The 18,270-nt window shown below is 71.7% G+C and carries 13 protein-coding genes; 5 read left to right on the top strand and 8 right to left on the bottom strand.

Annotated elements, in window-relative coordinates:
* Window positions 1–122: 122 nt before the first annotated feature.
* The 3 genes from OTB19_RS11430 to gmd all read right to left on the bottom strand — a co-directional run bounded on the left by OTB19_RS11430 (window position 123) and on the right by gmd (window position 4,929).
* Window positions 123–803 carry a hypothetical protein gene (locus OTB19_RS11430; RefSeq protein WP_267797951.1) on the bottom strand — a complete coding sequence of 227 codons (681 nt, stop codon included), beginning with the start codon at window positions 801–803 and terminating at the stop codon, window positions 123–125.
* An 84-nt stretch (window positions 804–887) separates the two neighbouring features.
* Entirely contained in the window at window positions 888–3,668 is a 2,781-nt protein-coding gene (locus OTB19_RS11435) for a LamG-like jellyroll fold domain-containing protein (protein WP_267797952.1), read from the bottom strand.
* Between the two features lie 247 nt (window positions 3,669–3,915).
* Window positions 3,916–4,929 (bottom strand): GDP-mannose 4,6-dehydratase, encoded by a 1,014-nt coding sequence (gmd, locus tag OTB19_RS11440; protein WP_267797953.1) that lies wholly within the window; start codon window positions 4,927–4,929, stop codon window positions 3,916–3,918.
* Window positions 4,930–5,249: 320 nt separating this feature from the next.
* On the opposite strand from gmd, the gene OTB19_RS11445 reads away from it, so the two are divergent.
* Window positions 5,250–6,194: a GDP-L-fucose synthase family protein gene (locus OTB19_RS11445; RefSeq protein ID WP_267797954.1), complete on the top strand. Its 945-nt coding sequence runs from the start codon at window positions 5,250–5,252 to the stop codon at window positions 6,192–6,194.
* 19 nt (window positions 6,195–6,213) lie between these two features.
* On the opposite strand, the gene OTB19_RS11450 is transcribed toward OTB19_RS11445, so the two are convergent.
* Entirely contained in the window at window positions 6,214–7,701 is a 1,488-nt protein-coding gene (locus OTB19_RS11450) for a sugar transferase (protein ID WP_267797955.1), read from the bottom strand.
* Between the two features lie 382 nt (window positions 7,702–8,083).
* Between OTB19_RS11450 and OTB19_RS11455 the strand changes: the two genes are divergently transcribed.
* Window positions 8,084–10,351, top strand: coding sequence for a M4 family metallopeptidase (locus tag OTB19_RS11455; protein WP_267797956.1), 2,268 nt, complete (start codon window positions 8,084–8,086; stop codon window positions 10,349–10,351).
* A 228-nt stretch (window positions 10,352–10,579) separates the two neighbouring features.
* Window positions 10,580–10,969, top strand: a complete 390-nt coding sequence (locus OTB19_RS11460; RefSeq protein ID WP_267797957.1) for a hypothetical protein — start codon at window positions 10,580–10,582, stop codon at window positions 10,967–10,969.
* Here the strand turns inward: OTB19_RS11460 and OTB19_RS11465 are convergent.
* The gene (locus tag OTB19_RS11465; RefSeq protein WP_267797958.1) at window positions 10,960–11,340 is read right to left on the bottom strand and encodes a hypothetical protein; all 381 of its coding nucleotides are present in this window, start codon (window positions 11,338–11,340) and stop codon (window positions 10,960–10,962) included. The two genes, OTB19_RS11460 and OTB19_RS11465, sit on opposite strands and share 10 nt — an antisense overlap.
* Here OTB19_RS11465 and OTB19_RS11470 point away from each other — a divergent pair.
* Entirely contained in the window at window positions 11,327–11,455 is a 129-nt protein-coding gene (locus OTB19_RS11470) for a hypothetical protein (RefSeq protein WP_267797959.1), read from the top strand. The genes OTB19_RS11465 and OTB19_RS11470 overlap by 14 nt on opposite strands.
* 106 nt (window positions 11,456–11,561) lie before the next feature.
* Here the strand turns inward: OTB19_RS11470 and OTB19_RS11475 are convergent, their stop codons facing one another.
* Both OTB19_RS11475 and OTB19_RS11480 read right to left on the bottom strand, forming a co-directional pair.
* Window positions 11,562–12,362 carry a hypothetical protein gene (locus OTB19_RS11475; protein WP_267797960.1) on the bottom strand — a complete coding sequence of 267 codons (801 nt, stop codon included), beginning with the start codon at window positions 12,360–12,362 and terminating at the stop codon, window positions 11,562–11,564.
* 231 nt (window positions 12,363–12,593) lie between these two features.
* A complete protein-coding gene (locus OTB19_RS11480; RefSeq protein WP_267797961.1) occupies window positions 12,594–14,108 on the bottom strand; it encodes a DHA2 family efflux MFS transporter permease subunit in 1,515 nt (504 codons plus the stop codon).
* A gap of 127 nt (window positions 14,109–14,235) precedes the next feature.
* Here OTB19_RS11480 and OTB19_RS11485 point away from each other — a divergent pair, with 127 nt between their 5' ends.
* The gene (locus OTB19_RS11485; protein ID WP_267797962.1) at window positions 14,236–15,249 is read left to right on the top strand and encodes an Lrp/AsnC family transcriptional regulator; all 1,014 of its coding nucleotides are present in this window, start codon (window positions 14,236–14,238) and stop codon (window positions 15,247–15,249) included.
* A 7-nt stretch (window positions 15,250–15,256) separates the two neighbouring features.
* Here the strand turns inward: OTB19_RS11485 and glgP are convergent, their stop codons facing one another.
* Complete coding sequence (glgP, locus tag OTB19_RS11490) at window positions 15,257–17,893, bottom strand: alpha-glucan family phosphorylase (RefSeq protein WP_267797963.1); 2,637 nt, start codon at window positions 17,891–17,893, stop codon at window positions 15,257–15,259.
* Window positions 17,894–18,270 lie beyond the last annotated feature (377 nt).

The following is an 18,270-nucleotide window of genomic DNA, read 5'->3' on the forward strand; positions in this document are numbered from 1 at the left end:
CGCCAAGATGGACGACTACATGATCAAACGGAACGAGACCGCCCGCCCCTTCAAGTGGACCTACGCCGCCAGCCCCCTCCAGGAAGCCTGAACCCCCCTCCACGAACTTTCGCGGAGCAGCACTAGGCGCGGATCCAGGCGTAGCAGCCCGTCGAGTTGAACTGCGTGGCACCGGCCGGGATGGTGGCCGTCACCTTGTCGCCCGCCTTGAGGGGGGACGCCGGACCCGACGCGAGGACGGCGCCGTCCTTGCCCTTCGCCTCCCAGGTGCAGGTGGTGCTCTGGGTCAGCGCCCGGTAGTTGCCCGCGGCGGGCGACTTCCGGGGGCCTTCGGGGAAGCCCTTCTCCGCCGCCGCGAGGATCGGCTTCTGCTCCGGGCACAGCAGGGTGATGGCGTCCTTCGCCCCCGGGATCTCCCCGGTGATGACGGCCCCGGTCGCGGCGTCCTTGTCGCGCTTGGCGGTGCGCTCCACGCGCTGGCAGGACTCCTGGCCGGTCTGGAGGACGGCCGCCGGGTCCATCTTCTCCGGCACCCGGCCGCTCAGGTAGTTCTTCTCCTTGTCCGTGAAGTTGCCCGTCTTCGGGGTCAGCTTCGCGTCGGGGAGGACCGGGCCCGTCGGCTTCGTGTCGGTCGACGGGGTCGCCGAGGCCGGCGGGGCGTCCGCCGGGTCGGGAACCGACGACGAGGCCGGCGGCTTCGGCTTCGCGGCCTCGGAGTCGGCCTTGCCGTCGCCCGAACTGCAGGCGGTCAGCGTCAGGGCGGCGGCCAGCAGAACAGCGGCCGCCGCGGGGCGTCGGTACATCAGGGGCTCCCGTACTTGCCGGTGGTGAGACAGGAATACGGGGCCCGCCGGGTGAGGCGGGCCCCGTACTCCGTCAAGCGGTGGTTACTTCGGGCCGAAGGTGAGGATCAGCTGCGGAGCGGCGTCCGCGGCCGTCGACTCCGAGGACCAGAGCCACAGCGGGTCGGTACCCGTGCTGGTCAGCGCGAGGCTGGTGTTGCTGCCCAGCAGGGCGGTGACCGCCGCGGTGTCCAGGTCGATGCCGTGGACGGCAGAGCCGTCCGCGGCGCCCGCGAGGGTGCCGAGCGCGGGGGTGCCCAGCGCCGGCTTGGTGTTGAACGTGGTGGCCGCGGCGGTCCAGGAACCGGTGACCGGGACCACGGACACGGTGTCGGTCGTGCCGGCGCCCGCCTGGGTCGTGGTCTTGACCTGGAGCGAGGCCGCCTTCAGGACCTGCCCGGCCGGGGCGGCCGGGAGGGTGAAGCGCAGGTACGTCTGGTAGGCCGAGGTACCGCGGACCGCGAGCGAGGTGGCCGCGCCGTTGGCGGCGTTGGGCGCGCCCTGGTTGACGTAGGTGTCCTCGGTCGTGACGACCTTGGAGACCGTGTCGGTGGGGGCCTTCGCCAGGTCGTAGTGCGACTTGACCTGGGCCTGGGTGAGCGCCGTCGGGTAGACGGCCGTCTCGTCGATCTGACCGGCGAAGAAGTTGCTGGTCGGTCGGGTCGGCCAGCCGGCGAGGTTGTCGCCGCCCACGTGCCAGAAGCCCTCGTACGCGGTGGAGGTCGAGGCGTTGTTCGTGCCCTTGTTCTGACCGTCCACGTACAGCGTCATGCCACCGGGGCCCTGCGTGCCGACCACGTGGTGCCACTTGTTGTCGTTGTACGAGGAGTCGAACAGACCGGTGGAGATGGTCCGGTTCGAGCCGTTGTAGACGCCGAAGATCAGGCGACCGGTGTTGGTGATGTACAGCTGCTTGTCGTACGTGCCGCTGTTGCTGGTGGTGTTGTTGCCGAAGCCGATCAGCTTGCCACCGCGCGAGCTGTTCGTCTTGAACCAGGTCTCGACGGTGTAGCTGGACCCGACGCTCTGGCGGTGGTCGCTGTACACCTGCTGGCTGGTGCCGTTGAAGCCCATGGACGTGCTGGTACCGGTGACGGCGCCGGGCGTCTGGCGCAGTGCCGGGGCGTTGACCTGGACGCCGCTGGTGTTGCCGGAGACCGAGGAGTCGGCGACATACGGGCTGACCGCGTCGTCGTAGCGCCAGTACAGGTTGGCGCCGTCCGAGCGGACCTTGTCCGGGTACGACTGGACCGAGCTCGGGATCGTGACCGAGGCGGTGGCCGACAGCGCACTGGTGTTGCCGGCGGCGTCGGTCGCGGTCACGCGGTAGGTGTAGGACTGCCCGGCCTTGACCGTGGTGTCGGTCCAAGAGGCCTGCGGGCGCTCCCACTCCAGGGACTCCGCCGCCACGGTGGCGATCGCGGTGCCCGAGCCGTTGCGGTAGATGCGGTACGTCAGCTTGCTGTCGTCCTGGTCGTAGCTGGTGCGCCAGCGGACCTGGGCCTCGCCGGGCTTGACGCTGCCCGCGCCGGCCACCGGGGTGGTCGGCGCGCCGACGTCACCCTTGGAGGAGAAGCGGGTGAGCGCCTGCTGCGGCCGGCCGTTGATCAGGGTGAACTCACCGCCGACCCACATGTACTTGGTGTCGTTCTTCTCCGCGATGGCCATCACGCGCGGGCCGATGCCCTCGCCGAGGCCGTCGTTCGCGGTGGGGTGCCAGCCGAGCTTGCGCGGGCTGCGGACGAAGCCGTCCACGGGCGCGGGGGCGGCGCCTTCGTGGTCGGTGAGCTGCGCCAGCAGGAAGTTGCGCTTGCCGTCGGGGAACTGGCCCTCCAGCGAGCAGTCGTGCGCGTGCGAGGAGCTGTAGAGGACTCCGTCGTACGGCAGGACGAACTGGGTCGCGCCGAGGCAGCGGTCGCGCCACTTCTCGTTGAAGTTGGTGCCGAGACCGATGCGGCCGTCGAAGACGCCGCCGCCGGAACCCTCGTTGCCCGTGTAGTAGCCGGTCGCGTCGGCCGAGATGTGCTTGACGACCGAGTTCGACGGGATGTTGTTGTAGGTCTTGGCGACGGCACCCGTGGTGGCGTTGACGACGGCCAGCGCGTGGGTGTTGGAGCCGTTGACCGAGAAGAAGTCGCCGCCCAGCAGGACGTTCTTGCCGTCGTTGCTGAGCGCGACGGCGCGGCCGGGCTCGTCGGCGTTGGCGACGAAGGGCTTGATCGCACCGGAGGCGGCGTCGACCGCGGCGAACCGCTCGCGGGTCTGGCCCTCGACGGTGCCGAAGTCGCCTGCGGCGTAAAGGGTGTCGTCGGTGACGGCGAGCGCGCGCACGGTGGCGGGGAAGCTCGGGTGGAACGACGCCTTGGGGGTGCAGGACTCGATGTCGATCGCCGCGACGCTGGAGACCGGGGTGCCGTTGACGGCCCCGAAGTATCCGGCCGCGTACAGCGTCTTCTTGTCCTTCGATACGACCAGCGACCGGACGGTCGCACTGCCGTCGCCCGTGGTGAAGGCGAGCTTGCAGGAGGTCGGGGTGCCCGTCGCCGCGTCCAGCGCGACGAAGTTCACGGCTTCCTGCTCGGTGCCGCTGCCGGCGTTGTCCGGCGGACGGACCGCCGAGAAGGTACCGCCGGCGAACACGGTGCCGTTGGCCTGGGCCATGGCAAAGACGATGCCGTTCGGCTGCCAGGTCGGCAGGTCGTCGGCCGTGAATGCCACCGGCTGCGTGATGGCCGACGCCTCGGGCATCAGCACCAGGCCTATGCCGGTGCCGACACCGGCCAGTGACAGGACGAGGGCAGCAGTCAGCCCTCTGGATCTACGCATGAGCCCCCCAGGGCAATTGCCCGGTTTGATGGCTGGAACTATACGAACAGCCATATGTACAGGCGCAGACTAGGGCTCGCGTGAGGGCCCGGTCACCTCACTTGACCCATTGCATACCAACTTGGAATCAACAGGGTTCAGCATGGAGGGTGCACTACGGACATACGGCAGGTTTACCCCGGCCACACCCGCAGAGACCTGCGGAACATGGCCGGGACACGGCAAAGCGTAGGCGAAATATAAGCCCTCAGCGGTCAATCCGTACCGTCACGCCCGCCAGTTGGTCCTCGACCTGGCGGATGTCGGCGTCGACCATGATGCGTGCCAGCTCCGCCACCAGGACCGACGGCTTCCAGCCAAGCAGCTCGTTGGCCTTGGAGGCGTCGCCGATGAGGGCGTCGACCTCGCTGGGGCGCTCGTACTTGGCGTCGTAGCGCACGTGCTCGTTCCAGTCGAGCCCGGCGTGGGTGAAGGAGGACTCGACGAACTCGCGGACGGTCGCGGCCACACCGGTGGCCACCACGTAGTCGGTCGCCTCGTCCTGCTGGAGCATCCGCCACATGGCGTCGACGTACTCCGGGGCGTAGCCCCAGTCGCGGACGGCGTCGAGGTTGCCCAGGTAGAGGTGGTCCTGGAGGCCGGCCTTGATCCGGGCGACCGCGCGGGTGATCTTGCGGGTCACGAAGGTCTCGCCGCGCCGCGGGGACTCGTGGTTGAAGAGGATCCCGTTGACGGCGAACATGTCGTACGCCTCGCGGTAGTTCACCGTGGTCCAGTACGCGAAGACCTTCGCGGCGCCGTAGGGGCTGCGCGGGTGGAACGGGGTCGTCTCGTTCTGCGGCGGCGGGGTGGCGCCGAACATCTCGGAGGACGAGGCCTGGTAGATGCGGGTGTCGATCCCGCTCGCCCGGATCGCCTCCAGCAGGCGCAGGGCGCCGAGGCCGGTCACGTCGCCGGTGTACAGCGGGGCGTCGAAGGACACCCGCACATGCGACTGCGCGCCCAGGTTGTAGACCTCGTCGGGGCGTATGTCGCGCAGCAGGTTCACCAAGGCGACGCCGTCCGACAGGTCGGCGTGGTGCAGGACGAGGGAGCGGTTCTCGGTGTGCGGGTCCTGGTAGATGTGGTCGATCCGCTCCGTGTTGAAGCTGGAGGACCGCCGCACGAGCCCGTGCACCGTGTAGCCCTTGGAGAGCAGGAGCTCGGCGAGGTACGAGCCGTCCTGTCCGGTGACTCCGGTGATCAGTGCGGTCTTGCCCATGTGGGGTCCCCCTGTGAATCGTTGCGGTCTGTTGTGAAGTGCGGGGCGTGCCCCACCGTGCCGGGACGGCGCCCCGGCGTTTCGAGGCCGTGCCTCGGGGTTCGTGACGGGCCTGTCGGCCCGCGGCGGCGGCGCGCCCTGCGGGGGCGCGGGTCCCGGTCGGGGGGCGCTCCGTCCGCGCGGGCGCGGGCGCGGGGGCTGGATGGGTACCGTACACGGCCGAACCGGAGCCACGCCCTCCGGATTCCGGCCGTCCCGACCCGTCGCGGGCCGGCCACCTCGGCGTCGACCCGCGTCCGGGGGCCGGCATCATCGGCGGTATGACAAGTTCGCTGCCGCTCCTGCCTCCGCACGCCCGCGTCTTCGTCGCCGGCCATCGCGGCCTCGTGGGGTCCGCGATCGTCCGGCGCCTCACCGCCGACGGCCACGAGGTGCTCACCCGCGGTCGCGCGGAGCTCGACCTGCGCGACGCCGCCGCCACCGAGGCGTACCTGAAGGACGTCCGTCCGGACGCGGTCGTGCTGGCCGCCGCCAAGGTCGGCGGCATCATGGCCAACAGCACCTACCCGGTGCAGTTCCTGGAGGACAACCTCAAGATCCAGCTCAGCGTGATCGCCGGCTCGCACGCCGCCGGGGTGAACCGCCTGCTGTTCCTGGGCTCCTCCTGCATCTACCCCAAGCTGGCCCCGCAGCCGATCAGCGAGGACGCCCTGCTGACCGGCCCGCTGGAGCCGACCAACGAGGCGTACGCCCTGGCGAAGATCGCCGGCATCGTCCAGGTCCAGTCGTACCGCAAGCAGTACGGGGCCTCGTACATCTCGGCCATGCCGACGAACCTCTACGGTCCGGGCGACAACTTCGACCTGCAGTCCTCGCACGTGCTGCCCGCCCTGATCCGGCGCTTCCACGAGGCCGCGGTCGAGGGGCGCGACGAGGTCACGCTGTGGGGCTCGGGCACCCCCCGCCGCGAGTTCCTGCACGTGGACGACCTCGCGGCGGCCTGCGCGGTGCTGCTGAACGGCTACGACGGGGACGAGCCCGTCAACATCGGCTGCGGCGAGGACCTGACCATCAAGGCCCTGGCCGAGACCGTCGCCGAGGTGACCGGCTTCGAGGGCCGGCTCGCCTGGGACACCACCAAGCCGGACGGGACGCCGCGCAAGCTGCTGGACGTGACCCGTCTGACCTCGCTGGGCTGGAAGCCGGGCATCCCGCTGCGGGACGGCATCGCCTCCACGTACGCCTGGTGGTTGGGGCAGGGCTGATCGCACGGGCCTCGGCCCCTCAGTACGCTCCGCGACCGTCGACGACGGCGCGGAGGGTACGGCCCATGACGTCGACATCGCTGGTGAAGGACCAGTTGTCGACGTACTGCAGATCGAGCTGAATCGTTTCGTCCCAGGACAGGTCCGACCGCCCGCTGATCTGCCACAGGCCGGTCATGCCGGGCCGCACGGTGAGCCGGCGCAGCTCGACCTCGTCGTACCGCGCCACCTCCTCCGGCAGCGGCGGCCGCGGACCGACCAGCGACATGCTGCCGGTCAGCACGTTCACCAGCTGGGGCAGTTCGTCCATCGACGTCCGGCGCAGCAGCCGGCCCACCCGGGTCACCCGGGGGTCACGGCGCATCTTGAACATCAGGCCGTCGTTCTCGTTGGATGCCGCCAGGTCGTCCTTGAGCTTGTCGGCGTCGATCACCATCGTGCGGAACTTCCACATGACGAAGGGCTCGCCGTCGCGTCCGATGCGGTGCTGGCTGTAGAAGGCCGGACCGGGGGAACCGAGGCGTATCGCCAGCACGACCGCGAGGAACATCGGTGACAGGACCAGCAGCCCGATCGCGGCCCCCACCCGGTCCAGCACCGACTTCAACAGGGTCTGGATGCCCCGCCGCACGGGCGGCGCGATCCGCAGCACGGCGAGCCCGCCCGCGGACAGGGTCTCCAGTCGCTTGACGGAGATCTCCACCAGTCCGGGGAAGACGGCCAGTTCCAAGCCGGCGTCGTGCAGGGCCCAGGCGACCCGGCGCAGCCGCTCGCCGGCGATGCGCACGCCGGGGGCGACCAGGACCAGGTCGGCGTGGTGTCCGGCGACGGCGCCGAGCACGGCGGCCGAGTCCCCGTACGGGGTGTCCGGCATCCCCGCTTCGAGCCGGGCCGCGACGGGCACGCCGCTGGAGAGCGGGCCGTCGCCCACCGGGATGACCCCGACCACCACGTAGGGGTGGTCGGTCCGGGCGGCCAGGTGTGCGATGACGCCCTCGGCGGCCTCGGGTTCGCCGACGACCAGCACCCGACTGACGGCCTGCGCCTCGCGACGGGCGGCCGAGAGGTGGCGGTAGGTGAGCTTGTGGACCGCGACGGTGATCAGCAGGGTGGGCAACAGTGCCCCGAGCGCGGCCAGTCGGGGGGTGCTCTCGCCGGTCACCACGCGGGCGACGGCCAGTACCCCGATGAGAATCAGCCAGTCGTGCACGACCGGCAGCACTCCGCGCGATTCGCCGAGCTGCCGGGCCGCGTAGCGCCGGCGCACGGCCTGCACCCCGGTCCACGCGAGAGCGGCGCCGACGGCGCAGTACGCGGGCCGGACCTGCTGCGCGGCCTCGAAGACGAGTCCCACGGGCACGGCGGCACCGAGGAAGTCGGCGGCCACGGCGACCGGCAGGTACCAACCGGCCTTGTCCCCGAGCCGTCGAGCGGGCACGGTGGCCGCCCCGGCCGTATCGGCGACGGTCCTGGCCACTCTTTGCGCAGGAAAATGGACATGCCTCATGGGCCCCCCTGGCACGTGGTCATATGACAGCGGCGAGCGCCCGTGGCTTCCCCTGGCAACGGGCAACAGCCGCACCGGGAAACAGTACGACAAACACCCGTACGGTAAATGCCGTTTGCGTTAACGGTGCCTCTCGTTGCTCAAGCGTTAGCAACCGGTACATCCCGTTCCACATCCCGAACTCCCCCTTCCCACACAAAGGTGAATGGTTCGGATACCGGATACGTATCTTCGGACAACGAACCGTTTCCAGCCAACCTTTTGACGCGGCCCTGACATCAGCGCCCACAGGTGGCACTCTTCGACCGTTCATCGCACCAGCCCTGATCTGCCCGGAGGCCCACCCAGCCATCCGGAACCCCCCTTGCAGAAGGAGTCTGCGTTGAGTCCCACCCCCCAGCGGCGTGCCACTGCGGCCGGCGCTCTCGTAGCCGCGGCAGCCCTGCTCGCCGTAGGTATACAGGCCGGAACAGCCACCGCCGACGCCACCGCGTCCCAGGCCCGCACGGCGGCCCAGCCCAACCCGGGCTCGGTCAACCGCGCACTCAGCGCTTCGGAGCGTGCGACGCTCCTCGCCGACGCCAACTCGACCACCGTGCAGGCGGCGAAGGCGCTCGGGCTCGGCGGCCAGGAGAAGCTCGTCGTCCGCGATGTCGTCCAGGATGCGGACGGCACCACGCACACGACCTACGAACGCACCTACGCCGGCCTGCCCGTGCTCGGCGGTGACCTGACGGTCCACGCCAAGAGCGGTGTCACCAAGAGCGTGACCAAGGCCACCAACCACGAGATCAAGGTCGCGGACACCAGCGCCTCGGTCGCCCCGGCCTCGGCGGAGCAGCAGGCCCTCGGTCTGGCCAAGACCCAGGGTGCCAAGGACGCGAAGGCCTCCAAGAACGCCCGCAAGGTGATCTGGGCCGCCGAAGGCGCCCCGGTCCTCGCGTTCGAGACCGTCGTCGGCGGCCTCCAGCACGACGGCACCCCGAGCGAGCTGCACGTGGTCACCAACGCCAAGACCGGCGCCAAGATCACCGAGTGGCAGGCCATCGAGACCGGCACCGGCAACACGATGTACAGCGGTCAGGTGACGCTGGGCTCCGCGCAGTCGGGCAGCAACTACACGCTGACCGACACCGGCCGCGGCAACCACAAGACGTACAACCTGAACAAGGGCTCGTCCGGCACCGGCACCCTGTTCTCCGGCCCGGACGACATCTGGGGCAACGGCCAGGCGTCCAACGCCGAGACCGCCGCCGCGGACGCCCACTACGGCGCCGCCGCGACGTGGGACTACTACAAGAACGTCCACGGCCGCAACGGCCTGCGCAACGACGGCGTGGCCCCGTACACCCGGGTCCACTACGGCAACGCGTACGTCAACGCGTTCTGGGACGACAGCTGCTTCTGCATGACGTACGGCGACGGCGAGGGCAACACCAAGCCGCTCACCTCGACGGACGTCGCGGCGCACGAGATGACCCACGGTCTCACCTCGGTCACCGGCAACATGACCTACAGCGGTGAGCCCGGCGGTCTGAACGAGGCCACCTCCGACATCATGGCGGCCGCGGTCGAGTTCTACGCCAACAACCCCCAAGACGTCGGTGACTACCTGGTCGGCGAGAAGATCGACATCAACGGCGACGGCTCCCCGCTGCGCTACATGGACAAGCCGAGCAAGGACGGCTCGTCCAAGGACTCCTGGTACTCGGGTCTGGGCGGCATCGACGTCCACTACTCCTCGGGTCCGGCCAACCACTGGTACTACCTGGCCTCCGAGGGCTCGGGCGCCAAGGTCGTCAACGGGGTGAGCTACAACTCGCCCACCGCCGACAACCTGCCCGTCACGGCGATCGGTCGGGACGCCGCCTCGAAGATCTGGTTCCGCGCGCTGACGGTCGGCTACTTCAAGTCGAACACCAACTACGCCGCCGCGCGCACGGCCACCCTGCAGGCCGCCGCCGACCTGTACGGCCAGGGCTCGACCACGTACAACAACGTGGCCAACGCCTGGGCGGGCATCGCGGTCGGCGCCCGCATCACGACCGGTGTCACGGTCACACCGATCGCCAACCAGAACACCCAGGTGGGTGGCGCTGTCAGCCTGCAGGTCCAGGCCACCAGCACCAACCCGGGCGCGCTGAGCTACGCGGCGACCGGCCTGCCGGCCGGCCTGTCGATCAACTCCTCCACCGGCCTGATCTCGGGCACGGCCACCACCGCCGCCACGTCCAACGTGACCGTCACGGTGACCGACTCGCAGAGCAAGACCGGTACGGCCTCCTTCACCTGGACGGTCGGCACCTCGCAGCCGAACGTCTTCGAGAACACGGCCGACTACCAGATCGCGGACAACTCGACCGTCGAGTCCCCGATCACGGTGAACCGCACGGGCAACGCCCCGAGCACCCTCAAGGTGGACGTGAACATCGTCCACACCTACGTCGGTGACCTGAAGGTCGACCTGGTCGCCCCCGACGGCAGCGTCTACAACCTGCGCAACCGCACCGGCGGCAGCGCGGACAACATCGTCCAGTCCTTCACCGTGAACGCCTCCTCCGAGGTCGCCAACGGCGTCTGGAAGCTCCGCGTCGCCGACCTGGCCGGCGCGGACACCGGCTACATCAACAGCTGGAAGCTCACCTTCTGATCCCCGTCGGGGATTGACCGCACCACCGTTCGATCGCGGGGCCGCTCGGGAGAAGACCACCCCGGGCGGCCCTGTTCCATGTCCGGGGGTCCCGCCGAAGGCGGGACCTGGTGCCCCCGCGAGGGGACCTTCGGCGCCCGCCGCCCGACCCCGCCGGGGAGACAGTGGAACCCGGCGAACCTACGCCACCGTAGGTTCGGGTCACCGCACAGGGACGGACGCACGCACATGGCCGCGACAGCACACCAGCCCACCTCCGACCCCGACGCGCCCGGCCGACCCACCGTCCACCGAGCAACCGACGCCGGCTCCGCGCCCGTCCCGGCCCCGGGCGGGCACCCCTGGCTGATCCAGGGCGGCATGGGCGTCGGCGTGTCCGGGTGGCGGCTGGCTCGCGCGGTGTCCCTCACCGGCCAACTGGGCGTGGTCTCCGGCACCGCGCTGGACGTCGTCCTGGCCCGCGTGCTCCAGACCGGCGACCCGGGCGGGCACGCCCGGCGGGCGCTCGCCGCCTTCCCGATCCCCGAACTCGCCCGGGCCGTCCTCGACCGCCACTTCCGCGAGGGGGCCCGCCGGACCCCTCCGCCCCGCTGCGGGCCACCCCGCGGCTACGCGTGACCGGCGGGACCCCGGCGGACGTACTCACCGTCCTCGGCAACTTCGTCGAGGTCGGGCTGGCCAAGGAGGGACACGATGGCCTCGTCGGCGTCAACTACCTGGAGAAGATCCAGCTCGCCACCGCCCCCGCGATGTTCGGCGCGATCCTGGCAGGCGTCGACCACGTGCTCGTGGGCGCGGGAGTCCCCGGTCAGATCCCGTCCCTCGCCTCGCGGTTGGCGCGCGGCGAACCCTGCGTGACCCGGATCTCCGTCGAGGGCGACGAGGAGGAGCCGCTGGAGCACCTCTTCGACCCGGGCGCCCTGTCGGCGGGTTCTGGCGCAACGCCGCCCGGGCGGCCGGGTGGAGCCCCCGTTGGTGACGATCGGCAAGGACCTGTCGTTCCTGCCGAGGCTCTCTCCCGACGCCTCCCCCTACACGGCGGCGGACGTGGTGGCCTGGCTGGCCGGCGGGCTCGGGACGACAGGAGCGACGCCGCCCGTGTAGCCCGACCGACCGTCCCCGCGCGAAGGACCCGGCACCCACGGGGGTGTCGGGCCCTTCGGTTCAGCCGGGAGACATGCCGGCCGAGGCCGGTGTCAGCCGTGACGGGTCAGCCGAGGGTGCGGAAGACGGCGTCCAGGACGCCGTACTCCTCTTCCTCCTCGCCGTCCTGGCCGCGCTCGTCGCGCTGCTCGTCCTCGCCGCGCGCCTCGTTCTCGTCGTCCTGGCCGCGCTCGTCGCGCGCCTCGTCCTCGTCGCGCTGTCCGTTCTCGTCCTCGGCCTGGTCGTCGCCCGGACGGCCGGCCTCGTCGCGCCCCTCCTCGTCCTCGCCGCGCTCCTCGTCCTCGCCGCGCTGCTCGTCCTCGCGCCACTGCTCGTCGGCGGACGGCTCGTCGTCGCCCGGGCGTGCGGCGGGGGCTGCGGCGTGGGCGGCGACGGTGGGCTTGGCCAGGTGCGTCAGCCCACCCTGCTCCGGCCGGGCGTCGCGGCGGACGCTGCGGTCGTCGTCGTTCCAGTCGCCGTCGTGGCCGTGGTGGCCGTTCCCGCCGGTGGGCCGGAAGTACACCGAGAGGGCCTCGACGTCGTGCGCCCCGTCGCCCGGCGCCAGGGTGCGCACCGCCCGGCCGTTGCAGCCGCGGCCCTCGAAGAGCACCGCCAGCGACTCCGTGCGGTTGTACGCCTCGGTGGCCGGCTGGTGCCGGGAGGTGCCCGTCAGCTCGTAGCAGGTGTCGTTGTCGGCCGGGCTGATGTGGCGGGTGTACTCGTCGCCGTCCTCGTCCTCGACGACGTAGTAGAGGCGGCCGAGCGTGTGGCGGTCGTCGTGGTCGTCGTCGGCCATGGCCTGGCCGGAGGCCGGCAGGACGAGCGCGAGAGCGCCGAGGAAGGCCGCGGCAGTGGTGCGAGCACGCATGAAGAGTCCGTTTCTCTGGTCGCTGGATGCCGGATCCGGAGACATCCAGCGGGCAGCGTAGGAGCGGGCCGATCAGCAGAAACGATTCAGCATGCGCAGCGCGTTCGAAGGTTCACCCTCCCGGACCGGGCACCCGGGCCGTACGGCGGTCGTACGCCCGTCCGCCCCCGGGCATACGGACACCCGCGCACCGGGGTCCCGATGCGCGGGTGTCCCTAGGGACTCGGCGGCTCAGGCGGCGGCCCGCTCGGTGGTCGAGTCCTTGGCCTGGGCCGGGACCGACGCCCCGGTCCCCGCGGCGGGACGGATCAGAAGGACGACCACCAGCGCGCCCACCAGACCCATCACCCCGGAGGCCACGAAGGTGTCGCGGAGCCCGCTCGCGAAGGCGGCCTCCACCCACTCCCGGGCCTGCGGGCCGGCCGCGAGGAACCGCCCCGCCCCGCCCGAGGCCAGTGCCTCGGCGGTGCCGTGCGGCTGCCCGCTGCCGGCGAGCCCGCTCGTCAGACCGGCCTGGAAGAGCGCGCCGAGCACCGCGATGCCGAGGGCGTTGCCCAACTGGCGGGCGGTGTTCAGGGCGCCGCCGGCCATTCCGGCCCGGGCCGGGGCCACGGTTCCCATCGCGGCGGCGGCCAGCGGCGGGGTGGCCATCCCGACGCCCACGCCGGTCAGCACCAACCCGGGCACCAGGGCCGTCCAGCCGTCGCCCGCGTCCAGCATCCAGGCCTGGAGCAGCGCGCCCGCCCCGATCAGCAGCAACCCGCCGCCGATGGACAGTCGGGCGGGGGCGCCGTGCAGCAGTCGGCCGGCCACCGCGGAGACGAGGAACGCGGCCAGGCTCAGCGGCACCAGGACCAGTCCGGCCTGGACCGGGCCCATCCCCTCGGCGGACTGGAGCCAGAGCGAGACGTACATGAGGTACGAGAACGCCGCCCCGGACAGCAGCAGTCCGCCGGCCATCACCGCGACGAAGGTCGGGCTGCGGAAGAGGGAGAGGTCGAGCATCGGGTGCGCGGTGCGCAGTTCGACGAGGACGAAGGCGGCGAAGCAGGCCGCGCCGAGACCGAGCAGGCCGAGGGTGGCGGCGGAGGTCCAGCCGTTCTCCGAGACCCGGATGAGGGCGTAGGTGACGATGCCGGCGCCCGCCGTGAAGGTGACCATGCCGGGCAGGTCAAGGCCCTTGGCGTGCGGGTTGCGGGACTCGGCGACGGCCTTGAGGGTGACCCAGACGGCGAGGGCGCAGACGGGCAGGTTGATGAAGAAGATCCAGCGCCAGCCGAAGTGCTCGGTCAGCAGTCCGCCGATGATCGGCCCGGCCGCGGCGGCCGCGCCGTTGACCGCGCCCCAGACGCCGAAGGCGATCCCCCGGTCGCGGCCCTGGTAGGCGCTGCTGAGCAGGGCCATGGTGGTGGCGAACATCGCCGCGCCGCCTATGCCCTGCACGGCGCGGAAGGCGATCAGCAGGCCGGGGCCGGTGGCCAGGCCGCACGCCAGGGAGGCGGCGGCGAAGACGGCGAGCCCGCCGAGGTAGACGCGGCGGCGGCCGATCCGGTCGGCGAGGGAGCCCGCGCCGAGCAGCAGTGCGGCGAGCGCCAGGGCGTAGATGTCCATCACCCACTGGAGTCCGGCGAAACCGGTGTTCATGTCGGTGGCCATGTCCGGGAGCGCGACGGTCACGATGGTGACGTCGACCAGGAGCATGAAGGCTCCGAGGCTCACGGCCGTCAAGGGCAGCCATTTACGCATGGGGGTTCTCCGGATCAAGAGCAGATGAGGTGTGCCACCAGAGTCGCGGTCACTCGTACGGACCAACCATCCAGCGGCCTGCCCTTGCCGGATTTCACTCGTCGGACGCTCTGCCATGATGGAAACCATGCAGCCTCTGGCCGGCCCCGCCGAGATGGACCACCTCGACCTGGCTCTCGTACAGGCCCTCATGATCGACGGGCGGGCCTCCTTCAGCCGGCTCGCGGAGGTGCTGGAGGTCTCCGACCAGACCGTGGTGCGCCGCTACCGCCGGATGCGCACCACGGGCCTGCTCCGGGTGGTCGGGCTGCCGCTGGGCAGCCGGGTCGGACTGTTCGAGTCCTGGTTGCGGGTGCAGTGCACGCCGGACGCCGCGCTCGCCGTCGCGGAGGCGCTGGCCCGACGGCCGGACATCGCCTGGGTCACCCTCAACTCCGGCGGCACCGAGATCCACTGCATGACCAAGGCCCGGACCCGCCAGGACCGCGACGTCCTGCTGCTGGAGAAGCTCCCGCGCACCCGCCGGGTGATCGGGGTGAGCGCCCACACCATCCTGCGCATGTTCACGGGCGGACCCGAGCGCTGGTTCGGCATCGACGCGCTGCGCCCGGACCAGGTGGCGGCGCTGGAGCGGCAGCCGCCGCTGCCGGATCAGGAGCGGTACGCGCTGGACGAGGCGGAGCTGGCGATGCTGGCCGTGCTGGGGCAGGACGGCCGCGCCGGCTATCCGGAACTGGCCCGGGCCACCGGGCTGTCGGAGTCCACCGCCCGGCGCCGGCTGGACCGGCTGCGGGACATGGGGGCGGTCTACTTCGACGTGGAGATCGTGCCCGGGACCCTCGGGTACGAGGCGGAGGCCGCGATGCTCCTGACGGTGGACCCGGCCCGGCTGGCCCGGGTGGGGGCGGCGATAGGCGAGCACCCGGAGGTGCCGTTCGCGGCGGCGGTCACCGGCTCGGCGAACCTGCTCGCGGTGGTGGTGTGCCGGGACACCGACGCGTTGTACACGTACCTCACCGAGCGGATCGGCGCGGTCGACGGCATTCGGCAGGTGGAGCTGGTCCCGATCCTGCGCACCGTGAAGCGGGCCGGGATGCTGGTGGAGGACGGGCGGCTGGTCGATCCGCCGCCCGTCCCCTGAGCGGCGGTCAGCGCAGCAGGACGCCGCCCCCCGCGTCGGTGTCCGCCGGCCCGGCGACCAGGCCCAGTTCGGCCGGGGTCGCCAGCAGCGGGTGCGCGGGCAGGATCCGCACGGTGTAACCGAAGGGCCCGGTCCGGTCGAGCGCGAGCGGGCCCTCGTACACCCAGCGGCCCTCCAGGTCGGGTCCGGCGGCGGCCTTGAGCGGGAAGGACCGGCCGCCCTGGATGACGTCCTGGGCGTCGACCCGGCCCGCGACCGCCTGGACCTCGACGTCCTCCGGCGCGAGGGAGTCGAGGGCGACCCGCACCCGGAGGGTGAGCGTGGCCCCGAGTTCGGCGGTGCCGCCGACGGGCGCGGCGGCCATGGCCTCCACGTGCTCGACGGTGACCCTCGGCCAGGAGCCGCGGACCCGACCCTTCCAGTCGGCGAGGTCGCGGGCGGCCTCCGGGGTGAGGGCGCGGTGGGAGAGCGCGGCCGGCGCGTAGAGCCGTTCCACGTACTCGCGGACCATGCGTCCCGCGAGCACCTTCGGGCCCAGCGACACCAGGGTGCGCCGGACCATCTCGATCCAGCGCGCCGGGAGGCCGGTGTGCCCGGCCCGGTCGTAGAAGCGGGGCGCGACCCGGCCCTCGATCAACTGGTAGAGGGCGTTGGCCTCCAGGTCGTCGCGGCGCTCCTCGTCCGTGCCGATCCCGTCGGCGGTGGGGATGGCCCAGCCGAAGTCGGGCTCGAACCACTCGTCCCACCAGCCGTCCAGCACGGAGAGGTTGAGGCAGCCGTTCAGTGCGGCCTTCATCCCGCTCGTGCCGCAGGCCTCCAGGGGGCGCAGCGGGTTGTTCAGCCAGACGTCGCAGCCCGGGTAGAGCTTCTGGGCCATGGCCATGCCGTAGTCGGGCAGGAAGACGATGCGGTGGCGCACGCGCGGGTCGTCGGAGAACCGCACCAGTTCCTGGACGAGCCGCTTCCCGCCGTCGTCGGCCGGGTGCGCCTTGCCCGCGACGACGATCTGCACGGGCCGCTCCGGGTCCAGCAGCAGCCTGCGCAGCCGCTCGGGGTCGCGGAGCATCAGCGTGAGCCGCTTGTAGGAGGGCACCCGGCGGGCGAAGCCGATGGTCAGCACGTCCGGGTCGAGGACGGAGTCCACCCAGCCCAGTTCGGCGTCGGCGGCGCCGCGCTGCTTCCAGGAGGCGCGCAGCCGGTCGCGGACCTCCTGGACCAGTTGTTCGCGCAGCACCCGGCGCAGGTCCCAGACCTCCTGGTCCCCGATCCCGGCGACGGCGTCCCAGCGCGGGGAGCCGCCGACCGACAGCGCGTCCTCGGTTCGGCCGGCGCCGATCTGCCGGGCGCCGAGCCGGATCACCTCGGGGGCCACCCAGGTCGGCGCGTGCACCCCGTTGGTGACGGAGGTGATGGGGACGTCGGCGGGGTCGAAGCCCGGCCACAGGCCGGCGAACATGCCTCGGCTGACGGCCCCGTGCAGGGTGGAGACGCCGTTGGCGCGCTGCGCGAGGCGCAGCCCCATGACGGCCATGTTGAAGACCCCGGGGTCGCCGCCGGGGTAGGACTCGGCGCCCAGTTCGAGGATCCGGTCCACGGGCACGCCGGGCAGTTCGCCGCCCTCCCCGAAGTGCCGGGCGACCAGGGACCGCTCGAAGCGGTCGATGCCGGCGGGGACGGGGGTGTGCGTGGTGAACACGGTTCCGGCGCGCACCGCCTCGACGGCGGCGTCGAAGCCGAGCCCCGGCTCTCCTCCCAGTTCCCTTATGCGTTCGAGTCCGAGGAACCCGGCGTGCCCCTCGTTGGTGTGGAAGACCTCGGGGTCGGCATGGCCGGTGAGCCGGCAGTACGTGCGGACCGCGCGGACGCCCCCGATGCCGAGCAGCATCTCCTGGAGCAGCCGGTGGTCGCTGCCGCCGCCGTAGAGCCGGTCGGTCACCTCGCGGGCGGCGGTGTCGTTGTCCTCGACGTCGGAGTCGAGGAGCAGCAGCGGCACCCGCCCGACGCGGGCCTGCCAGATGTGCGCGTGCAACGCGCGGCCGCCGGGCAGGCTGAGTGCCACCCGGGCGGGGCTGCCGTCCTCCTCGCGGACCACGGAGACGGGCAGCTCGTTGGGGTCGAGGACGGGGTAGTGCTCCTGCTGCCAGCCGTCGCGGGAGAGCGACTGGCGGAAGTAGCCGTGGCGGTAGAGCAGGCCCACTCCGATGAGCGGGACGCCGAGGTCGCTGGCGGCCTTGAGGTGGTCGCCGGCGAGGATCCCGAGGCCGCCGGAGTACTGCGGCAGGGCTGCGGTGATGCCGAACTCGGGGGAGAAATAGGCGATCCCCGCGGGGAGCCCGCCATCGCTCTCGTGGCTCTGGTACCACCTCCCGCCGTGGACGTAGTCGTCGAGGTCGGCGGCGGCCACGGCGAGCCGGCGCAGGAACCGGCGGTCGCCGGCCAGTTCCTCCAGCCGGGCGGCGGGCACGGCGCCGAGCAGGCGGACGGGGTCGCCGCCGGCGGCCTGCCAGCCTTCGGGGTCGACGGATTGGAAGAGTTCGCGGGTTTCCGCGTGCCAAGACCAGCGCAGGTTGCGCGCGAGGTCGGCGAGCGGCAGAAGGGGTTCGGGGAGGACGGGGCGCACGGTGAATCGACGGATAGCCTTCACGTGTTCCACCTTCGCAGGGGATGACGGATCGGAGCGGTCGCACCACGCTGTGCACCCGCGCTTCGACCCCCGGAAGGCTAGCGGCGCCCCCGCCGCCCGGCCATGGCGCCTCGTGGGGCCGGGTCTCCAACGGGTCTTCCGGCGAAGGCCGCAGACGGCCGGCGACCGGCCGGCACGCCCGCCGCGGGCCGCCCGGTCCCGTCCGCCGCGAGGGTGCGATTCCGGCCGGATCCCTGCCCCGCGGACCATTCGGCCGCGTGCCCCCGCGCTTGCCGGGGCAGACGAGATGCGCGGGCCCGACGGAGCGGAACAAGGGTGTCTGCGGGGCCCGTGAGGCAACTGGGACAGGGGGTGTGCCGCTGTACATCAGTCGGTCC

This window comes from Streptomyces sp. H27-H5, from assembly GCF_026627505.1.
Taxonomy (GTDB): domain Bacteria; phylum Actinomycetota; class Actinomycetes; order Streptomycetales; family Streptomycetaceae; genus Streptomyces.